The sequence below is a fragment of the Pseudovibrio ascidiaceicola genome (assembly GCF_900114245.1).
Taxonomy (GTDB): Bacteria; Pseudomonadota; Alphaproteobacteria; order Rhizobiales; family Stappiaceae; genus Pseudovibrio; species Pseudovibrio ascidiaceicola.
Window position 1 is genome coordinate 176,226 of the sequence record NZ_FOSK01000007.1, and the last position, 20,775, is coordinate 197,000.

At 50.5% G+C, this 20,775-nt stretch carries 20 protein-coding genes; 10 read left to right on the forward strand and 10 right to left on the reverse strand.

What is annotated here, in order from left to right:
- Positions 1-41: 41 nt before the first annotated feature.
- The 7 genes from rplI to BM231_RS14655 all read left to right on the forward strand — a co-directional run bounded on the left by rplI (position 42) and on the right by BM231_RS14655 (position 8,196).
- Positions 42-647, forward strand: a complete 606-nt coding sequence (gene rplI / locus BM231_RS14625) for a 50S ribosomal protein L9 (RefSeq protein ID WP_093520500.1) — start codon at positions 42-44, stop codon at positions 645-647.
- Between the two features lie 336 nt (positions 648-983).
- Positions 984-2,471, forward strand: coding sequence for a replicative DNA helicase (locus tag BM231_RS14630; RefSeq protein ID WP_093520502.1), 1,488 nt, complete (start codon positions 984-986; stop codon positions 2,469-2,471).
- 135 nt (positions 2,472-2,606) lie between these two features.
- Positions 2,607-3,758 carry an alanine racemase gene (alr, locus tag BM231_RS14635; protein WP_093520504.1) on the forward strand — a complete coding sequence of 384 codons (1,152 nt, stop codon included), beginning with the start codon at positions 2,607-2,609 and terminating at the stop codon, positions 3,756-3,758.
- Between the two features lie 33 nt (positions 3,759-3,791).
- Positions 3,792-5,195, forward strand: a complete 1,404-nt coding sequence (radA, locus tag BM231_RS14640) for a DNA repair protein RadA (protein ID WP_063310842.1) — start codon at positions 3,792-3,794, stop codon at positions 5,193-5,195.
- A gap of 81 nt (positions 5,196-5,276) precedes the next feature.
- Positions 5,277-5,903 (forward strand): CvpA family protein, encoded by a 627-nt coding sequence (locus tag BM231_RS14645; protein WP_093520506.1) that lies wholly within the window; start codon positions 5,277-5,279, stop codon positions 5,901-5,903.
- 47 nt (positions 5,904-5,950) lie between these two features.
- Positions 5,951-7,444: an amidophosphoribosyltransferase gene (purF, locus tag BM231_RS14650; RefSeq protein ID WP_063310840.1), complete on the forward strand. Its 1,494-nt coding sequence runs from the start codon at positions 5,951-5,953 to the stop codon at positions 7,442-7,444.
- Positions 7,445-7,449: 5 nt separating this feature from the next.
- A complete protein-coding gene (locus BM231_RS14655; RefSeq protein WP_093520508.1) occupies positions 7,450-8,196 on the forward strand; it encodes an SDR family NAD(P)-dependent oxidoreductase in 747 nt (248 codons plus the stop codon).
- Positions 8,197-8,268: 72 nt separating this feature from the next.
- On the opposite strand, the gene BM231_RS14660 is transcribed toward BM231_RS14655, so the two are convergent.
- From BM231_RS14660 to BM231_RS14685, 6 genes are all read right to left on the reverse strand, one after another.
- Complete coding sequence (locus tag BM231_RS14660) at positions 8,269-9,051, reverse strand: inositol monophosphatase family protein (RefSeq protein ID WP_093520510.1); 783 nt, start codon at positions 9,049-9,051, stop codon at positions 8,269-8,271.
- A gap of 218 nt (positions 9,052-9,269) precedes the next feature.
- Positions 9,270-10,676: a ribosome biogenesis GTPase Der gene (der, locus tag BM231_RS14665; protein WP_093520512.1), complete on the reverse strand. Its 1,407-nt coding sequence runs from the start codon at positions 10,674-10,676 to the stop codon at positions 9,270-9,272.
- Positions 10,677-10,799: 123 nt separating this feature from the next.
- Positions 10,800-12,146, reverse strand: coding sequence for an outer membrane protein assembly factor BamB family protein (locus tag BM231_RS14670; protein ID WP_093520514.1), 1,347 nt, complete (start codon positions 12,144-12,146; stop codon positions 10,800-10,802).
- The gene (locus BM231_RS14675) at positions 12,147-12,818 is read right to left on the reverse strand and encodes a tetratricopeptide repeat protein (protein ID WP_093520516.1); all 672 of its coding nucleotides are present in this window, start codon (positions 12,816-12,818) and stop codon (positions 12,147-12,149) included. It lies immediately after the preceding gene.
- A gap of 227 nt (positions 12,819-13,045) precedes the next feature.
- Complete coding sequence (locus tag BM231_RS14680; protein WP_093520518.1) at positions 13,046-13,624, reverse strand: NnrU family protein; 579 nt, start codon at positions 13,622-13,624, stop codon at positions 13,046-13,048.
- Between the two features lie 168 nt (positions 13,625-13,792).
- Positions 13,793-14,371, reverse strand: a complete 579-nt coding sequence (locus BM231_RS14685; RefSeq protein ID WP_093520520.1) for an NnrU family protein — start codon at positions 14,369-14,371, stop codon at positions 13,793-13,795.
- A gap of 278 nt (positions 14,372-14,649) precedes the next feature.
- Here BM231_RS14685 and BM231_RS14690 point away from each other — a divergent pair, with 278 nt between their 5' ends.
- Together BM231_RS14690 and BM231_RS14695 are read left to right on the forward strand one after the other, a co-directional pair.
- Complete coding sequence (locus BM231_RS14690) at positions 14,650-14,958, forward strand: PilZ domain-containing protein (RefSeq protein ID WP_057460940.1); 309 nt, start codon at positions 14,650-14,652, stop codon at positions 14,956-14,958.
- 104 nt (positions 14,959-15,062) lie between these two features.
- The gene (locus BM231_RS14695) at positions 15,063-15,404 is read left to right on the forward strand and encodes a TraR/DksA family transcriptional regulator (protein WP_093520522.1); all 342 of its coding nucleotides are present in this window, start codon (positions 15,063-15,065) and stop codon (positions 15,402-15,404) included.
- 20 nt (positions 15,405-15,424) lie between these two features.
- Here BM231_RS14695 and BM231_RS14700 read toward each other — a convergent pair whose 3' ends face one another.
- From BM231_RS14700 to BM231_RS14715, 4 genes are all read right to left on the reverse strand, one after another.
- Complete coding sequence (locus BM231_RS14700; RefSeq protein WP_208860379.1) at positions 15,425-16,168, reverse strand: hypothetical protein; 744 nt, start codon at positions 16,166-16,168, stop codon at positions 15,425-15,427.
- Positions 16,169-16,257: 89 nt separating this feature from the next.
- The gene (locus BM231_RS14705; protein ID WP_208860380.1) at positions 16,258-16,845 is read right to left on the reverse strand and encodes a class I SAM-dependent methyltransferase; all 588 of its coding nucleotides are present in this window, start codon (positions 16,843-16,845) and stop codon (positions 16,258-16,260) included.
- A gap of 190 nt (positions 16,846-17,035) precedes the next feature.
- The gene (guaA, locus tag BM231_RS14710) at positions 17,036-18,583 is read right to left on the reverse strand and encodes a glutamine-hydrolyzing GMP synthase (RefSeq protein ID WP_093520526.1); all 1,548 of its coding nucleotides are present in this window, start codon (positions 18,581-18,583) and stop codon (positions 17,036-17,038) included.
- A 115-nt stretch (positions 18,584-18,698) separates the two neighbouring features.
- Positions 18,699-19,193 carry a MarR family winged helix-turn-helix transcriptional regulator gene (locus BM231_RS14715; protein WP_093520528.1) on the reverse strand — a complete coding sequence of 165 codons (495 nt, stop codon included), beginning with the start codon at positions 19,191-19,193 and terminating at the stop codon, positions 18,699-18,701.
- Between the two features lie 308 nt (positions 19,194-19,501).
- Between BM231_RS14715 and BM231_RS14720 the strand changes: the two genes are divergently transcribed.
- Entirely contained in the window at positions 19,502-20,725 is a 1,224-nt protein-coding gene (locus tag BM231_RS14720) for a tetratricopeptide repeat protein (RefSeq protein ID WP_093520530.1), read from the forward strand.
- Positions 20,726-20,775 lie beyond the last annotated feature (50 nt).

Genomic DNA, 20,775 nt, shown 5'->3' on the forward strand with positions numbered 1-20,775 from the left:
TGCGGATCACACTTTCCGCAGGACAGCAAAGGAGAAATTCCATGAAAGTTATCCTTCTTGAGCGTGTGGCTAAACTTGGCCAGATGGGTGAAACAGTAGCTGTTAAAGACGGTTACGCACGTAACTTCCTGCTGCCTCAGGGCAAAGCACTTCGTGCAAACAAAGCGAACCTTGAGCGCTTTGAAAGCGAACGCGTACAGCTTGAAGCTCGTAACCTTGAGCGTAAAACTGAAGCAGAAGAAGTTGGCGCAAAGCTGGCTGGTGCAAGCATCGTTGTTATCCGCGCGGCTGGCGAAACTGGTCAGCTCTACGGTTCTGTTGCTACCCGCGATATCGCTGGTGAACTGACCGAAGCAGGCTTCAGTGTTGTTCGCTCCCAGGTTTCCCTGCGCGCACCAATCAAGACCATTGGTCTGCACGATGTATCCATCGTTCTTCACCCTGAAGTTGAAGTTGAAATCTCTGTTAACGTTGCTCGTTCTGAAGACGAAGCTAACCGTCAGGCAGCTGGTGAAGACCTCACAGTACAGGACGATGACTCCTTCGAATTCGACGAAGATCTTGATGAAGATGAAAATCTGGAAGAAGGCGAAGAAGCAGCATCTGAAGAAGCTGGTGAAGGCGAAGAAGAAGAAACCGAAGAATAATTTTTCTTCATTTTTCGATGAAAAAGGCAGGGTCTCCGACTCTGCCTTTTTTTATGCACCGAACTTGGCAGAATCGGCAAAGTCCCCGCTGATTCTGTTCCTCAAAAAAGAGTTTGTTAATAATTGTAGTTGAGGCGAAAATCCCTGAATACGGCTGATTTTAAACAATTATTCTAAGCTTTTCTCGCGTCTAGAGAGTAGCGACTGTCAATTGGCAACCTGCAATTTTCCCCGCTGATTTAATTTTGTTAAAGAACTGGGCTTAAGGTGCGAAGGCCCCCTTTTCCTGCCCGCCTTAAAGCTGTAACCAAGTTGCCAAGCGGCACGAGGGGCGGAATGAAGGGCACAGTCCAAAAATTAGAGAAGGCTAGTGAGACCATGCGAGTGGTCCCGCATAATGCCGAGGCAGAGCGCCAGCTTCTTGGTGCCATTATGGTAAACAACGAGACCTATTATCGTGTCTCGGAGTTTTTAGAAGCGCGCCATTTTTTCTTAGCTCCCCACAAGGATATCTATGACAAATGCGGAGCGTTGATTAAGGCAGGTAAGATTGCCTCGCCTATTACGCTCAAAACATTTTTCCCGGCAGATGAGAAGATTGCAGACCTGTCTGCTACTCAGTATCTGCTGCGTCTTGCAGGTGATGCGACTTCTGTGATCAACGCAGAAGACTATGGCAAGACCATTTACGATCTGGCGACTCGCCGTAACCTGATCACCATTGGCGAAGACATGGTGAACATTGCTTATGACGCGCCGATCGACATGCCTCCGTCCTCTCAGATTGACGATGCTGAGCGTCGTTTGTTTGAACTGGCGGAGACTGGCCGATCAGACGGCGGTTTTCAGGACTTTGGCAGTGCACTGACTGAAACCATTGAGATGGCTGCAGCGGCCTTTCAGCGTGAAGGCGCTCTTTCCGGTGTTTCGACAGGTTTGCGTGACCTGGACAAACTCATGGGTGGTTTGCAGTCTTCGGATTTGGTCGTTCTGGCTGGTCGTCCTGCGATGGGTAAAACATCGCTGGTTACAAACATCGCTTATAACATTGCTGAAAATTATCAGACTGAAGAGATGCCGGATGGCACTGTTCGGACTGTAAATGGCGGCGTTGTTGGCTTCTTCTCTTTGGAAATGAGTGCCGAACAGTTGGCGACTCGTATTATTTCCGAGCAGACAGAGATTTCTTCCTCCAAGATTCGCCGCGGCGACATCAACGAGATTGAATTTGAGAAGCTGGTTGCGGCGACACAGCATATGCAACACGTTCCACTTCATGTGGACCAAACAGGTGGTATTTCCATTGCGTCCCTCGTTTCCAAAGCCCGACGGCTGAAGAGACAAAAGGGGCTGGATATGATCGTGGTCGACTATATTCAGCTGCTTACCGGTTCTTCCAAGAATCAGGGCAACCGCGTTCAGGAAATTACTGAGATCACCACCAACCTTAAAGCGCTGGCAAAGGAACTTAATGTTCCGATCATTGCGCTGTCCCAGCTCTCTCGTCAGGTTGAAAACCGTGACGATAAACGCCCACAAATGTCTGACCTTCGTGAATCTGGCTCGATCGAGCAGGATGCGGATGTGATCATGTTTGTGTATCGTGAAGAGTATTACATGGGCAAAAAAGAACCGCCTGAAGGCACTCCTGAATATGAAGAATGGAGTAGCAAGATGGAGCAGTTACGCGGCAAGGCGGAAGTCATCATCGCCAAGCAGCGTCACGGTCCAACTGGCATTGTTGATCTGCAGTTCCAGGGCGAGTTCACTCGCTTCTCCGATCTGGCAGACGACGCCCATATTCCTGACAGAATTATGGAGTAAGACTGGTTCATCCTACTGAATTAGCGATTGGCCCGGGGTAACGTACATCAGTTGTGCAGTGCTCCGGGTCTTTCTTTTTAAATTCAGATATTTTTTGTAGGTTATTGCGCATTCAAAGAATCTGAGGGCAATCGCGTGACACATTCTGCCGCTCCTACATCTGCCCGCGCAGCTCATTCTGCTGGCGGCGCTGCAAAATTAACCATCGACCTTACCGCTCTACGCTCCAATTGGTGTTATTTGAATGGTAAGGTGGGGGATGGCTGTACCTGTGCTGTGGTGCTTAAAGCCAACGGTTATGGGACTGGCGCAACAGAAGTTGGCAAAACACTTTATCACACTGGAGCCCGCGTCTTTTTTGTTGCGCTTCCTGAAGAAGGAATCGACTTGCGCAAAGAACTGCCACACGCAGAAATCTATGTGCTGAATGGCCTCTTTCGTGGCCGTGAGAAATTCTATTACGATTTCAATCTCAAACCGGTCTTAAACAGTCTTGAGGAAGCAACTGAATGGTCTGCTTTTGCGCAAGGCCTGGATGAAGAACTGTCTGCGGCTTTGCACTTTGATACAGGCATGCATCGTCTGGGCATGTCTATTGAAGATGCGCTGAAGACTGGTGAGTCGCCTCATTTCCTTAAGGGCATCAAGATTGATCTGATCATGAGCCATCTTGCTTGCGCCGATACGCCTGACCACGAGCTCAACGCAAAGCAATTGGATCGCTTCCAGCGGGTTTGTGAGTTGTTTCCGGGCGCCCGCAAATCCTTGAGCAACTCTGCAGGTATTTTCCTGGGAGCAGATTACCACTTCGACATGGTTCGCCCAGGCATTGCACTTTATGGAGGAAACCCAGTTCCTGACGACAGCAACCCGATGCTTCCGGTTGCACATGTTCTAGCAGAGATCATAAGTCTGCGCGAGGTGCCGCACGGCGACCCTGTGGGTTATGGGGCTTCCCGTGTAACACCGCGAAAAAGCCGAATTGCAACCATAAATGCAGGCTATGCGGATGGTTTACACCGGTTGGTTGGCAGCTCTGACGACCAGCCTAACGGTGCACGGGTTTATATCGGCGGGCACTTTGCCCCCATCTTTGGCCGTGTCTCCATGGATATGATTGCAGTTGATGTGACGGATATTCCCGAGGAACATCTGTCACGCGGTGCACCGGTTGAGATTATGGGCGCACATGTAAACGTGGATGAATTGGCAAACTTTGCTCAAACCATCCCATATGAATTGCTGTGTAGCCTTGGAGCACGCTATACACGCCACTATAAACGCTAGCGAGCTAAACACTGGCAGGAACCTGAATTCAATATGGCGAAACGCTCCCTTTCATTTGTCTGCCAGTCTTGTGGGGCAACCACACTCAAATGGGCAGGCCGCTGCGAATCTTGCGGCGAATGGAACACAATTCAGGAAGAGCAAGAGGCCAGCGGCATCGGTGCTGGGCCAAAAACCGCTTCGCGTTCCAAAGGACGCGTTGTCCCATTGGTCGGGCTGTCGGGTGAAACCAAAGACGCTCCAAGAATTATCACAGGCGTCGCCGAGTTGGACCGCGTGACTGGCGGCGGCTTTGTGAAAGGGTCTGCTCTGCTTGTAGGCGGTGATCCTGGAATCGGTAAATCCACCTTGCTGACACAAGCCAGCGCACATCTCGCCTACCAAGGGCACAACATCGTTTACATCTCTGGCGAGGAAGCGGTGGATCAAGTGCGCTTGCGTGCAGAGCGTCTTGGCCTGCGCGATGCTCCGGTTCAACTGGCTGCTGAGACAAGTGTTGAAGATATTCTTGCAACTCTGGAAGCCAAGAAGGGCGATGAACGTGCTCATCTTGTAATTCTGGACAGTATTCAGACACTGTGGACGGAGATGGCCGATTCTCCTCCGGGAACGGTGACACAGGTCCGCGCCTCTGCGCAGGCGCTGGTTCGATTTGCCAAGAAAACCGGAACAACGGTTGTTATTGTTGGTCATGTCACAAAAGATGGCCAGATTGCTGGTCCGCGTGTTGTAGAGCATATGGTTGATGCCGTGCTCTATTTTGAAGGTGATAACGCGCATCAGTATCGCATTTTGCGAGCCGTGAAGAACCGCTTTGGCCCAACCGATGAAATTGGCGTCTTCGAGATGTCCGATATGGGGCTACGAGAAGTAAAGAATCCCAGTGCTATGTTCCTCAGTGAACGAAGCGCAACTGCTCCAGGTTCAGCCGTGTTTGCCGGGATAGAAGGTACGCGGCCTTTGCTGGTCGAAATGCAAGCACTTGTTGCACCCTCCCCCCTTGGCACACCACGCCGGGCGGTGATCGGGTGGGACAGCGCGCGCCTTTCCATGATTTTGGCCGTGCTTGAAGCGCGTTGCGGTGTTAAGTTTGCGCAACATGACGTTTATCTGAATGTCGCTGGTGGACTGAGAATTAATGAGCCAGGAGCTGACCTCGCCGTTGCGGCAGCTTTAATCTCATCGCTTAGTGGGGTTGCTCTTCCTCTCGAATGCGTCTATTTCGGCGAAATCAGTCTGTCTGGTGCAGTTCGACCAGTTGCTCAGGCAGCTTCCCGATTAAAGGAAGCTCAGAAGCTTGGATTCGGTCAGGCGGTTATCGCCGACGGGAATATGAAAGAAGGCTCCAATGCTCTCGGTCAGGTTAAAGGACTTGAGGAGCTGGGAGATCTGGTGGCAAATATTGTTGCCAGTGCACAGAAAATGGAAAACGCTTAAGGGTTTAACCTAGGCTGATTTTAACCGGCAGGCATTTTTGTTGGTTTGCCTGCCAGTCAAACAAGGGACTTGTGTCGACAGATGCCGATCACACTCTTAGACGGAATTCTACTGGTTATCATGCTGATCTCTGGCGTTCTTGCTATGATTCGCGGGTTCGTGCGTGAGGTGCTTTCTATTGCATCATGGGTCGCAGCAGCAGTCGCCGCCTATCTTTTTTATGGAAGCCTGAAACCATTTGTGTTGCAGCACGTAACCAATGACACACTGGCAACTGCCATTGCTGCAGGTGCTGTATTCCTCGTGACATTGATCGTGGTGAGTTACATCACCATGCGCATTTCAGACTTCGTGCTGGATAGCCGAATTGGCGCGCTCGACAGAACCCTCGGTTTTGTTTTTGGTGCAGCCCGCGGCTTCCTGCTTGTGGTTGTTGCGCTGCTGTTCTTTAACTGGTTTGTGCCAGAGCCACGCCAGCCAAACTGGATCATGGATGCCAAGTCCAGACATCTACTGGTGACCAGTGGCCAAAGTCTGGTTGCGGCACTGCCGGAAGACCCTGAGCGCGCGATTATGGACCAGATTCGTAAGCAGGGCGGCTCAACCGGCTCTGCAACAGGTGCGTCCAGTGATGAAGAAGCCCGTTACTCCCCAAGCGAGCGGCGCGGACTGGACCAGCTGACGGCCTCCGGCGAAGGCCGGAACTAAGCTTAAATTTTGACATTTGGCCCAAGTAAGAACCAAGGAGTGATGCCATGAGCAGTGGCGTATCAAACAATTCTGCCGCTTTGGAAGAGCTACAGGCAGATTTTGACGGCGATACCCTGCACGAGGAATGCGGTGTTTTTGGCATTCTTGGACATGATGATGCAGCAGCACTGACGGCTCTGGGGCTTCATGCGCTTCAGCACCGTGGACAGGAAGCTGCAGGCATTGTGACATTTGATGGCGATCAGTTCCGCTCAGAACGTCATATGGGTCTTGTGGGTGATCATTTCACTCAGCAGGAAACCATCGACAACCTGAAGGGCCCGTACGCGATTGGCCATGTGCGCTACTCCACCACTGGTGAAGCAGCATTGCGCAATGTACAGCCGCTGTTTGCTGAGCTTGATGGCGGTGGTATCGCAATCTGTCACAACGGCAACTTTACCAATGCGATGACCGTGCGCCGTCAGTTGATCAAGGATGGCGCGATCTGCCAGTCCACTTCTGACAGTGAAGTGGTTCTGCAGCTGGTTGCACGTTCCCGCGAGAAAAAGATCGTAGATCGTTTCATCGAGGCTATCAGCCAGATGGAAGGTGCTTACTCTCTTGTCGCGCTGACACGCAAAAAGCTGATTGGTGCGCGTGACCCTTATGGAATTCGCCCATTGGTTCTTGGCGATCTGAACGGTGCTCCGATTTTTGCGAGTGAAACTTGTGCACTGGACATCATCGGCGCGAAGTTCATTCGTGAAGTTGAGAACGGTGAAGTTGTTGTTTGCACACCAGGTGGTATCGAAAGCTACTTCCCATTCGGCAAGCGCCCTTCCCGCCCAGACATCTTTGAATACATCTACTTCTCCCGCCCGGACAGTGTTTTGAATGGTCATTCCGTTTATGACGTTCGTAAGCGTTTTGGACGTGTGCTGGCGCAAGAAAGCGCCGTTGAAGCAGATGTCATTGTTCCGGTACCAGATTCTGGCGTTCCTGCAGCTCTTGGCTTTGCAGCCGAAAGCGGTGTGCCGTTTGAGCTTGGCATTATCCGTAACCACTATGTTGGTCGTACCTTTATTGAGCCGACACAGCAGATCCGTACGCTTGGTGTTAAGCTGAAGCACTCTGCCAACAGAGCGCAAATTGAAGGCAAGCGCGTTGTGCTGGTGGATGATAGCCTCGTGCGCGGTACCACCAGCGTAAAGATTGTTCAGATGATCAGGGATGCTGGTGCGAAAGAAGTTCACTTCCGCCTGGCCTCTCCGCCAATCAAATTCTCCGATTACTACGGCATCGATACGCCGGTTCGCGAGAAGCTGCTGGCTGCCAAGTATGATCTTGAAGGTATGCGCAAATACATTGGTGCAGATACCCTTGCCTTCCTGAGCATTGACGGTGTCTACCGTGCCATGGGTCATGAGAATGGCCGTGACAACGAGAACCCGCAGTTCACTGATCACTGCTTTACCGGGGACTATCCGACCCCGCTTACAGATTTGTCTGACGATGTGGACACACGTCAGGCTCCCCGCCTTGTAGAAACTGGTTAAGTTCAATGAGTTCGAAAAGACTTGAAGGTCGTGTTGCTGTTGTCACGGGAGCTTCCCGTGGCATTGGCTATTTTGCTGCAAAAAAGCTTGCTGAAGAAGGTGCGCATATTGTTGCGATCGCACGTACTGTAGGCGGACTGGAAGAACTGGATGACGAAATCCAGAAGGCTGGCAGCTCAGCTACGCTTGTACCAGTAGACCTGACTGACTTCGACGCTATTGACCGTTTGGGCGCTGCGATCTTCGAACGCTGGAAGAAGCTCGATATTCTCGTTGGTAATGCTGGCATCCTTGGCCCGACGTCTCCGCTGGGTCATGTGGATCCAAAGAAGTTCGATGACGTAATGAAGATCAACGTGACTGCGAACTGGCGTCTTATTCGTTCGCTTGATCCGTTACTACGCCAGTCTGATGCGGGCCGTACGGTCTTCCTGACCTCAGGAGCGCCACACAAGTGCCGCGCCTATTGGGGACCTTACTCCATGTCCAAAGCGGCTCTGGAGGCGCTTGTACGCACTTATGTGAACGAAACGCAAAAGACCAGCGTTCAGTCCATGCTTGTCAATCCAGGCCCGATGCGGACAGGTATGCGTGCGAAAGCAATGCCGGGAGAAGACCCGATGACCTTGCCGCATCCTTCTGAGATCTCTGAGGACATCGTACGCTTCTGCTTGCCAGAAAGTACCGAGAATGGTCGACTCTATGATTTTCCAAGCAAGGAACTGCGCGATTTTGTTCAGCTGACAAGCTAGACGAACCAGATCCAAGAACACAAAAAGCCCCGGTCATGCGCCGGGGCTTTTTTATTAGATTGTTTGGATGCTTTAAATGAAGCACTTATCAGTGAGCTTTTTAACCTGTCCATACACGTTTGGGGCAGCCGCGACGACCTTGCAACCATTCATGACAGCATCTGCAACATTGATATCCTGGCAGATCCCGCCTGCCTCTTCCATGAGGAGGAGACCGGCCATACAGTCCCAGGAATTCATGTGCTCTTCAATGTAGCCGATGAGACGGCCAGAAGCTGCATAAGCAAGCATTAATCCGCCAGATGCATTACGGAAGAAGATGCCCCCCTCATCAAGCAGTGCATCAACTGCATCTTTAACTGCCTGATTACGCCCGCGTGCACTGAAGCCCAGACCGATTGACCCATTGGACAATGAATCGCTCGTGGACACTTTCATCAGCGTACCGTTGAGTGTTGCACCTTTGCCTTTTTCAGCTGCAAACAGCTCATCCGCACATGGATCATAGATGACACCAATGTGTTTTTCACCGTTTTTGACGCAGGCAATAATCACGCACCACTGAGGAATGCCGGAGACAAAGTTCGCGGTACCGTCAATCGGATCAATAATCCAGGTGTATTCAGAGGTGCCCGGCTTTGGGTCGCCCTCTTCTCCCACGATGCTGTCATCTGGAAATGCTTCAGCAATGGCTTTGCGGACAAGAATTTCAGTATCGCGATCAGCCTCAGAAACCATGTCCTGATGACCTTTACTCTCAATATTGAGGGTATCCAAACGCGTAAAATATTCGTGCGCATAGGCACCAGCGCGCTTAACCAGAGCGTTGGCGAACGTAAAACGGTCTTGTGACATGATAATCCTATTAAATGTAGGGAATGCGGAAAGAGAGCGCGATTAAAAGCAGATTCAAGAAGAATTGCAACTTATTAGCGGCACTGACTGATACTTCTAGAGAAAAATTCAAGTACGCGACAGTGGTCAGAACCCTGACTGTTACCGGTTCTCTGGGATCTGGAAAAATAAAAGGGCAGCTGAGTGCTGCCCTTTTATGAAACTAAGTGAAGGCAAAATCACCTTCTCTTCTTGTGATATGGATTGTCGCCCTTTCTATAGGACAGACGAATTGGCGTTCCTTTGATGTCAAAACGCTCGCGAATACCATTCACAAGATAGCGGGTGTAGCTCTCTGGCAGATTGTCTGGCTTGGAGCAGAACACCACAAAATGCGGCGGGCGTGTCTTTGGCTGCGTCATGAAACGCAAGCGAACACGACGTCCAGACACTGCTGGCGGCGGATGGTGGATCAGAACGCCTTCCAGCCAGCGGTTGAGGCCAGAGGTACCAACGCGCTTGTTCCACATCTCGTAAGCCCGGAAAACAGCCTGCATGAGCTTATCAAGGCCCTGCCCGTTGATACCGGACATGGTGACAATCTCAACACCACGTAGCTGATTCAGATAGCGTGCTTGTGAATCCTTGATGTGACCCCAAGCATCCTCACGATCCTCAATCAAATCCCACTTATTGAGTGCGATAACGATTGCGCGACCTTCACGGGCACACAGATCAATGATCTGCAGATCCTGCTTCTCAAAGGAGATGGTGGCGTCGAGCGTTACAACAACAACTTCAGCGAACTTAATTGCGCGAAGGGCGTCAGCAACGGAGAGCTTTTCCAGCTTTTCCTGCACGCGTGCCTTCTTGCGGATACCTGCAGTGTCGAACACCTTTACATGGTGATCCTGCCATTCCCACTCAACAGAGATACTGTCGCGAGTGATGCCAGCTTCAGGTCCGGTCAGCAGGCGCTCTTCCCCCAACATCTGGTTGATGAGAGTAGATTTTCCTGCATTCGGGCGGCCAACAATTGCCATGCGCAAAGGACGCTCGACGGTCCCAACCGGCTCGTCGATCTCTTCGTCCTCTACATCAACATCTGTACGTGCTTCAGTAAATTCGGAAGAACTTTCCATCTCTTCTGCTGCATCGACAATCGGGCGCAGAAAATCATAAAGCTCAGACAGGCCTTCTCCGTGTTCCGCAGAAAGAGGAACAGGATCACCCAAACCAAGCGTGAACGCATCATAGAGGCCGCCATCGCCTGCTTTACCTTCCGCCTTGTTGGCGCAAAGAATTACAGGGGTGTCGGCACGGCGAAGAAGGTTCGCAAAGTGCTCATCAAGTGGCATCAAGCCAGCGCGTGCATCAATAAGGAATAAGCATGCATCCGCATCACGGATTGCTTCTTCTGTTTGAGCGCGCATACGCCCTTCGAGGCTTGCTGCCTCTGCTTCTTCCAGGCCAGCAGTATCAACGATCTTGAATCGCAGATCGCCCAAGCGTGCATCACCGGACCGACGGTCACGGGTCACACCTGGGGTATCATCAACAAGCGCTAGGCGCTTGCCTACAAGGCGATTGAAGAGCGTCGACTTGCCAACATTAGGTCTGCCAATAATGGCGACTGTCGCAGTCACGCGAATACTCCTCGTCTGGTATGCAGCATTTAGAGTAGTTCGCCTTATGCGCCCTACTCTAAGCTTTTATTTTTTAACGTATCCCAATTTCGAAAACCGGTATCTACTTTCCGGAGGATACGTTTAGTTCAGCGCTGCAACCGCTCCGTCGCTGGTAAGGACGACCATACGCCCACCAGCAACAATTGGTGATACAAATACGCCACTGGTCACTTTCCGCGATGCGGATGCCTGACCGGTTTTTGCATTCACAGATGCAAGATAACCGTTGCTGGACATGGCGATCAGCTGGCCGTTGGCCAAAATTGGACCTGCCCAGTTGACATTCTTGGCGTCACTTTCGCCAGTTGGCAACTTGGCACTCCAGATAAGGTTGCCGGTCTTGCTTGAGATTGCATGCAATTTGTCATCCAAGCCGATCAGGAATACCGTACCACCGGAAACAACCGGAGTATGTACGGCACCAAAATCAGCCTCCCACAAACGCTCGCCATCTTTCAAAGCAATGCCCAGTGTGCGTCCAGCAACGGAGGTTGCAATAACCTTGTTGCCTTCAATCACCGGGCTTGCAGAAACATCTGTCAGGCCAGAGAGCGCGCGTGTACGGAAGGACCGTGCAACGGTATCGATCCATTTAGGCTCACCGCTGTTAATGTCAAGTGCCATAACCTCGCCTGAGGAAAACGGCACAACAACAGTGCTGCCCGAAATTGCCGGATTTGCAGAGGAAAGCAGGCCTGCTTGCTCTGCGATGCCAGCGAATGACCATGCCTGCTCCCCATCTGACTGGTTGAGGCCGATCACCTCATTGTCTTGTGTTACAACGACAACTTTGCCATTGGCCGCTGCTGGCGCACCGCGAACCGGTGTTTCCAGTTGCTTGGTCCAAAGGACGTTGCCACCTTTATCAAGTGCATAAACATTGCGGTAAGCGGTTGCGACAAAGATCTTGCCTCCGTCAAGCACAACACCGCCACCTGCGGCGACTTCGTTCTCGCCTTCCAGGCCCAGGTTCTTTGTGAAGACCTTAGCGCCACCTGTTGTCAGAGCAACGAGGTTGCCATCTGACTTATAGACGTAGATGCGCTGGCCATCAGAAACCGGACGCGCTGCGGTGCGTGGGTTACTGGAGCCGATACCAAAGAAGCCCGGAGAACGAACCTGACCGATGCTAGAAGACCATGCAACTCCACCGCTAACATTGATTGCAATGTTGCCCGGATCATTGCTTTTAGGACCAGCAGCAGTTGGCCAGGTTGACCCACCTGTTGCTGCACCGATCTTGGCATCTCCACCTGTTGCAGATGGCTTTAACGCGCCTTGATACAGTGGCTGGCGGTCTCCCTCAAGAAACTCATCATCGCCGCCAAATGGATTCAGACTGGAAAGAGAAGAACAACCAGCCAGCGTCAGCGCAAGCGCGCCGGTTCCAATCAAAGCCTTCCAAGACTTTCTTTTGGTCTCGCTCACTTATTCAGTCCCCTTTTCGTCTTTGCCCAATGCAGAGGTAATTAGTTCAAGATAAATTTGTGCACGTCCGGAAACATCTGACGGAGCGGCTGCATCATTCACAATTTCGCTGAAGCGCGTGCGAGCCGCATCCAGATTACCAGCCTTGTACTCAGCGGCGCCCAGAATTTCCAAAGCAGAAAAGCGCCATGTGTTACCAGCAACAGCCAGTACTTCGGTGTGTTTTTTCACCGCGGCAAGGTCGCCGTTATCCAGCAGCAGATAAGCAGCGCGGATGTTGGCGAGGCCTTTGTAAATGATTGGTGTTGCACTGTCAGCGGCAACCGCTTCAAAAGCCTTGATGGCTTCGTCAGGTTTACCTTCCAGCGCCAACTCGGTTCCAATACGCATCTTGGCCATCATAGGATAACCGCCAATGCTGTCTTCCATGGAAACGAAAGCTGCCTGCGCTTCGGTGTGGTTGCCTGCCTCTGAAAGCTTCACAGCCTCCAGAAATTCAGTGCCTGCGGCCTGAGACTGTTTGTTCTGCCAGTACTCATAGCCGCGAAAACCTGCGGTACCTACAACGATAAGACCTGCTGTCAGGTATACAACCGGAGCAAAGCGCTTCCAAAGCTTTGAAAACTGGTCGCTTCTTACTTCTTCATCGACTTCGCGAAAAATGTCGGACATAACTTCAAATGTTCCTGCAGCAACGATTCTTAGGTTCGTGGTATCCCAATGGGCGGCGTCACATTAAAACTAAGAGAGCCGCAGGCAAACCTCTTTCTCTACCTCTTTCAACCGATTAGTGGCTTTATTAGGGCAATGAAAGAGTTTTCCCTGCCAACATTTACAAGTGTAATTGCTGAGAGGGACCACTTTGATGTCTGTCTTGAAACCTTACCTCATGCAAAAGGTCAAGTTATGATCGGCACCCCAATCAAAATTGCATGTAGTTTCCACACGAACAGGCCGTAGAAAATCAAACCAAGGCCCACGGAAATCACATCGTTTCGCGTTGCGTTTGGATAGTCCCGGCTTGGTGGATTGATGCGCTCGCGGCGAGCAATCGTAATTCTTACAAGAATTGCCCAGATTAAAAACGAGCCGAACAGTATCACGGAATAAGGCTCACCGTTCGCAAACAGGTGAGCGACCGCCCAAAGCTTGGTTGCATTGATCAACGGGTGTTTGGTAACGCGTGTAATATTGCCTTTCAATTGAGAGGCAAAGAAGAGTGGAAAAACAGGCAGCATCAACAGCATGGTGACGTGACGGCCCCAGCTTGGTGCGACATACCAAGGCGCATAATCAGCATTCCACGCTGCACCGAAGCCGTAGACGATTGCGACCAGCCCACCCAATGAGATGAGTGTGTACAGCCCGCGATAGCCGTTGAACGAAAGACGTTGAACCAAACTCTCCCGAAGTCCTGAAAACGACGGGATCAAATGCACCGCGAAAAATGCGGTGAGACCTGAAATTAATAATGTCATGAATTGCTCTCCCCCAAGATCAATTGAGGGCAAAGGTATTTCACAGAGTTCTTAATTGCAAAACAATCTTTGGGTCACCCAAAATACTCAGCTTAAAGCAAAACCGCGTTCGTGACTGATCAGTCACGAACGCGGTTTTGTTGAAATACTCGCGATGTGAGAGCTTGCCTAGGTCAGGATCGGCATACCGATCAGCAGTTCGTGTAGTTTCCAGACAAACAATCCATAGAGGAGCATGCCCAACACAACGCTGATGATGTCATTACGTAGAGCGTGTGGGAACTCTTCAACTGCAGTGTTTTTGCGATCAAACTTCTTCAGAGAGATCCGCGCCCAGATCGCCCAGACAAGAAAACCACCGAACAGTGCAACAGAGTATGGCTCACCATTGACCAATAAATGAGAAATTGCCCAAATCTTCACCGCTAAAATGACGGGATCTTTTGTCCATTTCGCAATATTACCGCGAATGAACTTTGCAAAAACCAAAATGAAGACTGGCAGCAGCAGTGTCATTGCCAAATGGCGCAACCAGAACGGCGTTACGTACAGCGGAAACAGGTCTTCTTCACGAGCCAGAACAAAGCCGTAGATCATGGAGAACAGGCCTGTCAGTACGATTATAGAATAAATCGCCCGATATGGATTTAGTCCAATGCGCTGAACGACTGAATCACGAAACCCAGGAAAAGATGGGACGAAGTGAATTCCCAGAAAGATGAAAAGCCCAATTAATAACAGCGTCATCGAGTGACCCTTTAGATTTGTATTTTACGTTAAAGCCCGTAGATGGGCTTGTGCACTGTGACCATACGCGGTGAAATATCAATAAGCCTGATCTTCCCTGCGTAAGGCGTTTTATACATTTACCCAATTCTTTTTCGCAGAACCCTTGAGCTCATGCTGCTTTTCTCGCTAAATCAGGATGAGTTGTTTATCTGCATATATCATAACTTGACTGTTTGACTCCTATATTTGCGCAAGATCTAAGGTTTCACAAACAGAAACAGTGCCTGGAAAGTTCTATGTCCGAAAGTGACAGTGCAACAGAAACTAGTGAGCGTCGCCGTGTTCGCCGTCGGCGTACATTGAAGGAAGGGCGCATTGTTTTCGCGAGCCAGTCGATGGTTTTCGATTGCGTTATTCGCGATTTGTCCGATTTTGGTGCTCGCTTGAAGATGGAGACAACGATCGATATTCCTGATGAGTTTACACTCTATCTGGTTCATCTGCGCCAGCGCGTACAAACCGAAGTCCGCTGGAGAACAGCTGATACTCTGGGCGTAGAGTTTGTGGGCGAGAAAGAAACCGTTTCCAGCCTGATGAAAATCTAGTTCACTCCCTCAAACGCCCGCTATGTGGGCGTTTTGTTTTGCTTGCACAGGTTCTCATTTCGCGCTCATAATGTTTGCTGACAGTTTGGGTGGGAGATGATCCGATGACACTGGCCCTCAAAGACGCAGAGAAGTTGCTTCTTGCACGAAAGGCAGAACTAACAGAGCTCACCGCAATCTCTGAGGGCGACCGCGCAACAGTTGCTCTTGATCAACAATCAGTTGGCCGCCTCTCCCGCATGGACGCCATGCAACGGCAAGCAATGGCTCAAGCCAATGACCGCCAACGCGCCAGAGAACTTCAGCGGATCGATAGCGCTCTACAGCGGATTAAAGAAGACGAGTACGGCTTCTGTCTTGAATGCGGAGACGACATCCCCGAAGCACGCCTCCGCGTAGATCCAGCAGCACTTTATTGCGTGAGCTGCGCGAAGTTGTTTGGGTAGGCAGTCTCAACAACTGACTGTCATGTCACAACTAGCACATTCTTTTTCAGGATGAAAAGCCAAGCTTTTAGGTCTTTATTGTCTTTTTGAACACTTTCAAAAGATGTACTAATTTGATGCCCAAACCACTCGGCAAAAACGTAAGGCATAACGTTGGGCTTCACCCCAAAGGGATCCATTTCTCCTGCCCATTGAGGTCCATGAGCATTCGTGTGCTCAATGATCACAACACCGTTCTGATGGATCTGATTGAGCCATGTTGTCAAAGCCTTACGAGGGTTCCAACCTTGATCCAATGAGTTAGAGTAGATGAAATCGAATTTGTTCTTCCACTCTTCCTTTTCATCATGAAAATCCCACTCAATTGAGCGTTCAAACTGCTTTGCAGTAGGAGAGATATCAGTCCCAAAAACATCAAACTTATTATCCTCAGACAAAAAATTCTGCTCAAAACCATTTCTCGAACCATGGCAGATACCTGCAAAAGACCTGTTTGGTACTTCCTTGGATACTATATCCTTAACAAGCGTCAGCGTTGTCTTATCAGCCCAGATGTTCTGTATTTTTTTCTTATTATAAAAAATTTGCGTTTCTTTATATGTCTCATAGGAGTCATACTGGTGCAGGTAAAAATCCAAGTCACTCTTGGGGTTATCTAACTTGGTTTTTTTCTTTTTCTTAAATAAGCGCAGAGTTGGCATCGTCATTGACTGGTCCACCTTTTGAGCGAGTTCAATAGTTGACCAGATCATCCCACCCATCATGCCGCTTCTCAAACCACATGATTTTGGACTAAGTCTGCTGAGTGGTTTATACCTTGAGGCTTGGGTAATGCTTGACTCACCCTTGCGTCTTAACGCGCTCTCCAAATTGTACTGACACCCTTCTTATTTTCTCCTGCCCAGACGAGATCAAACTCTGAAGCCATCATCGAAATGCAATCTGCCCTACGGCGGAGGTCGAGGTAGATGATGCTCCGTTTTCTGGTAATTTGCTTCAGTGTCTCAAAATAGGCTGAAATTGGAAAATGCCAGCCATAAGCAAGAAAAGACACAACGACATCAAACGTGTCATCAGGAAACGCGTCATGATCCAGATTGATGAGACTGAGGTTTTCAGATGCGATTCCATTGAGTTGTAAATTTTCGGCTGTGCGTGCCAGATCATTATAGATCGCTGCATCAGGCTGAAATCCGTATTGAATTTCCTTGTCTTTACCGTCTTTGTCTAAACCAACGAAACAATGATCCACCCCATAAAGCTCCTTTAAAACGAGCAAGCCGAATCCGAGGCCACAGCCGATATCCAGAAAACGCCCTTTCTCAGCTAGGTCAGGGACGTGATCCTTCAACACTCGAACAGCTTTGGCGATGTGTTTTCGATATAGACGCAGGACTGCATCCTCATCTTTGCCAATCAGATCTGTCCGCTGACAAAGCAAAAGTTCTCTGTTTGACTCAGTTAGATATAACTCAGCGTCAGGTAAATCCATTGACAACGGCCTCAACGTTTCAAAACATCAGACAGTATGAACGAACTGGGCTGATTAGAAATCCGCGCAAAATTGGACGTGGCATTGATCACTTAACAAGAAAAAACCGGGAAAGTTGCCCTCCCCGGTTTTGATTAGTTTATTCCCACTCAATGGTTCCCGGAGGCTTTGAGGTCACATCATAAACGACGCGGTTGATGCCGCGGACTTCGTTAATGATGCGGGTTGCCGCCCGGCCTAGGAATTCCATGTCGTAGTGATAGAAATCAGCAGTCATGCCATCTACTGAAGTTACTGCGCGCAGGGCGCAGACGAACTCGTAGGTGCGGCCATCGCCCATAACGCCAACAGTTTGAACCGGCAGCAGAACAGCGAATGCCTGCCAGATGGCGTCATAGAGACCAGCTTTGCGGATTTCATCCAGATAAATGGCATCGGCTTGGCGCAAGATATCCAGTTTCTCACGAGTGATACCGCCCGGACAACGGATGGCAAGGCCCGGACCTGGGAATGGGTGGCGTCCGATGAAGCTGTCTGGCAGACCCAGCTCACGACCGAGATCACGAACTTCGTCTTTGAACAATTCACGAAGTGGTTCAACCAGCTGCATGTTCATGCGTTCCGGCAAGCCGCCCACATTGTGGTGCGACTTGATGGTTGCAGAAGGACCTCCGGTGAAAGAAACACTTTCGATCACATCAGGGTACAACGTACCCTGTGCGAGGAAGTCTGCGCCGCCAAGCTTTTTCGCTTCTTCTTCGAAAACTTCAATGAAGAGCCTGCCGATGGTTTTGCGTTTAACTTCCGGATCGCTTTCGCCTTCCAGCTGACCAATAAACAGATCAGCAGCGTCCACGTGTACCAACGGGATGTTGTAGTGATCACGGAACATGGACAGAACCTGCTCCGTTTCACCCATGCGCATCAAACCGTGATCAACATAGATACAAGTGAGCTGGTCGCCGATAGCTTCATGGATCAGCACTGCTGCGACAGAGCTGTCAACGCCGCCGGATAGGCCACATATGACTTTCTTGTCGCCAACTTGCTGACGAATACTGTCGACTGCCTGCTGGCGGTATTCGGCCATGGTCCAGTCGCCTGAACAACCTGCAATCTTGTGAGTGAAGTTCTCGATGAGCTTCGCGCCATCAGGAGTGTGAACCACTTCCGGGTGGAACTGAACGGCGTAGAAGTGGCGTTTCTCGTCTGCAACTGCTGCAAACGGCGCGCCTTCTGAAGTGCCGATCACTTCAAACCCTTCTGGAAGGGAAACAACACGGTCGCCATGGCTCATCCAAACCTGATGGTTTGCGCCTTTATCCCAGCAGCCTTCAAACAATGGTGAAGACTTTTCAACGGAGACAAAAGCTCGACCAAATTCGCGATGATCGGATGTGGCGACTTCACCGCCCAATTGGGCGCACATGGTCTGCTGACCATAACAAATTCCGAGGACAGGAATACCAGCCTCAAATACGATCTGGGGCGCGCGCGGGCTCCCCATTTCAGTCGTGGATGCCGGACCACCTGACAGGATCACCGCCTTTGGATTCATCTCCTTAAAAGCAGCTTCTGCAGACTGGAACGGAACGATCTCTGAGTACACACCAGACTCGCGCACACGGCGCGCGATCAGCTGAGTGACCTGAGAACCAAAATCAATAATGAGGATGCGGTCTGTCATGCGCAGCTTCTACTCTGTGCGCATTGATTTGGAAAGGTCTTTTACGCGGAAAAATAGCAGTTCCGTAAAGAGCGGAGGATGTTTTTCTGTGTGCTTTGTCCGAAGGTCCAGTCAGCTACAAAATTGACTGCTCGTGCTCTTCAATATTGCTCATCATTTGCCCTAGTCTGATACGCTCCTGGACGTCCAGTTGAGGCAAGAGATTTTTCTCAAGTTGCTCAAGTTGAGCCTCAAGCGCCCGCAAAACAACACGGCCATCTTCTGCCAAGTTTAAGCGGACAAGACGACGATCTCTTGGGTGTTCATGTTTTTTGATAAGATTTGCTTCTGAAAGACGCTTAACTGCACGCGATACAGCAACCGTGTCCAAACCAATAACAGGTCCTAACTCTCGTACAGACACAGCCCCCATCCGCTCCAGTGCACTCAGCACAAGCCACGATGGAAGCGACAAGCCATATTGTTTCTGCAAATGTTCGGAAAGGCGACGCTCGATAAAGCGGCCGGTCGCGATGATGCGCAAAGGCAAATAGTTCAGCAATTCGACGTTGTGCTCGTCCTCGAACAAACTTGCTTGCGTCATAATTTTGGCACGGTATTTCTCCGCCATAACCTTTTGCCCTGCGTCGAATGCTTTGCTTCACTCCATTGACCAATAAGAAAACGGAAAATGGTTAAGCTGACTTGAATATTGGTGATTTTTCCCAAGCACTAGCCCCTGAATGTGGTTTTGATGGGTTCGATATCATCTATCCACGCCTTCCTTCAGGATCAACCCGTTCCACCTTTGACGCTGATTTGCCAACCGCTTAGGCTTCATCGTGCATAGATACGAATTTGATTCGCAGAATTGCCTGTCAGCAGATCCATACAAATGGATCTACGGGCGGCACTGCCCAACGAGGGGGTCCGTAGAAGATGACAGAGACACTGCGCGGTACACCGGACACTAACGCCCGGCAAGAAAAAATCAATGCTGCACTTGATGCTATTGCCTATCTGGAACAGGACGAACGCTTTAATGAAGTGATCCCAGTCTATCAGGATCTTGTTGGACGCTACCCTGATGACGTCGAGCTTCTTTTCAAGATGGCAACGATTATGTTGCGCAATGGAGATTTGCGAGAATCCGTCGCCCATTTGCGTAAAGTGTTGTTCATGAAACCAGAACACTTGGCTGCGCGCTCCAACATGGGCAATGCGCTGCTGTTACTGGGGTATCTGGAACAAGCCAAAGAAGCCTTTGATGCGGTGGTGGAAGCTGAGCCGGAGAACCGGAATGCGCTTTATGGGCTCGCAACCATTTTGATCAAGATGCATGGGCATGCAGAAGCAGAACCCTACGCTCGGCGCCTTGTTCAGCTGATCCCGAACAGCGCCCCTGCCCTTTCACTTCTTGGCGACGCATTGAGTGCGGAGACCAAGGCTGAAGCAGCAACCCTGAACTATCGGGCAGCACTCAGGATTGACTCACAATATGTTCCTGCTTTGGTTGGCCTTGCAAAGCTGCTCGTCATTCGTAAGAAGGGCGAAGAAGCATTGGCGCATTTAGACAAGGCCCATGACCTTCAGCCCCGTAATGTCGAAGTGCTCGTCGCAATGGGGCATGCCTATTTGCTGGAAGAAAATACCTCCAGCGCTGTTGAGAGCTTTGAGCTGGCCCATGCGTGTGAGCCTGAAAACGCGGCTGCACTTGTTCACCTGAGCATTGGCAAGCGCAAACTTGGCCTTGTTTATGCTGGGGTTTATCATGCGGCGGCTGCTTGGCGCCTTGCTCCGGGCAATAAGCAAGTCAGCAACGCACTTGGCGCAGCTCTTGCAGCAGCGGGTGCCACTGATGCCGCTCGCGATGTCTTGACCTCTTCATCCAGAAACAGTCAGTTTTTAGAGGCGACAGAAGCAGCGATCAAAGAGATCGAATATCTTGCTGAACAAGGTTATGAGCGACCTGTTCGCGAGGAGAAAGTTGCACCCGAGGTATCTGAGCAAAGCAAGAGCGTTGAAGACCGGGCTGTAGAAGAAGCTGGCGAGAACGTATTTGGAACAGAGAGCGAAGAGACCGCTTCTGAAGAGCAAGCGGAAGAAGTCGTCGAGGGCAAATCTGAGACACCTGGCGAGCATGAAGAGAAAGCTTCCAGCTAATAGCGTCGTTAATTTGCTGTTTCGAAGCATGTCGCATTTAATATGCGGCA